General features: G+C 67.7%; 1 protein-coding gene. It reads left to right on the top strand.

Annotated features, from left to right (window positions below; translation table 11 throughout):
- Nucleotides 1-868 (top strand): TolC family protein (locus KDW55_RS29225; protein ID WP_212161895.1); only part of this gene is annotated, 868 nt, incomplete at both ends.

Here is an 868-nt window from a genome sequence, read left to right as displayed (position 1 = left end):
TATCTGACGCTGCTGTCGACCGAGGATCTGCTGAAGGTCACGGAAAACACGCTGAAGACCGCGCAGGCGTCGTACGACCTGACGAAGCTGCAGTTCGACAACGGTACGGGCTCCGAGCTCGACCTGCGTCAGGCGCAGACGGTCGTCGAAACGGCGCTCGCGAACCAGCAGGCGCAGGCGCGTGCGCGTGCGCAGGCGCTGAACGCGCTGGTGCTGCTGATCGGCGAGCCGCTGCCGGACGATCTGCCGGCGGGCATGCCGCTCGACGCGCAGAACCTGCTCACGGACGTGCCGGCGGGCCTGCCGTCGGATCTGCTCACGCGTCGCCCCGACGTGATGCAGGCCGAGCAGACGCTGCTCGCCGCGAACGCGAACATCGGCGCGGCGCGCGCGGCGTTCTTCCCGCGCATCTCGCTGACGGGCGCGTTCGGCACTGCAAGCCCGACGCTTGGCGGGCTGTTCAAGGCCGGCACGGCGGCGTGGTCGTTCGCGCCGCAGATCACGATGCCGATCTTCGAAGGCGGGCAGAACATCGCGAACCTGAATCTCGCGAACGTGCAAAAGCGCATCGAGATCGCGAACTACGAGAAGGCGATCCAGTCGGCGTTCCGCGAAGTGTCTGACGGGCTGGCGGCACGCGGCACGTACGACCAGCAGATCGCGGCGCTCGAGCGCAACGAGCACGCGCAGCAGCGCCGCTTCGACTTGTCGGACCTGCGCTACAAGAACGGCGTCGACAGCTATCTGTCGGTGCTGACCGCGCAGACCGATCTCTACTCGGCGCAGCAGACGCTGATCAGCGCACGGCTCGCACGCTGGACGAACCTCGTCGACCTGTATCGCGCACTGGGCGGCGGCTGGATCCAGC

The sequence above is a fragment of the Burkholderia sp. AU19243 genome (genome assembly GCF_018148075.1).
Taxonomy (GTDB): domain Bacteria; phylum Pseudomonadota; class Gammaproteobacteria; order Burkholderiales; family Burkholderiaceae; genus Burkholderia; species Burkholderia latens_A.
Note: the sequence above shows the minus strand (reverse complement) of the source record. Positions and strands in the feature narration are given on the sequence as shown.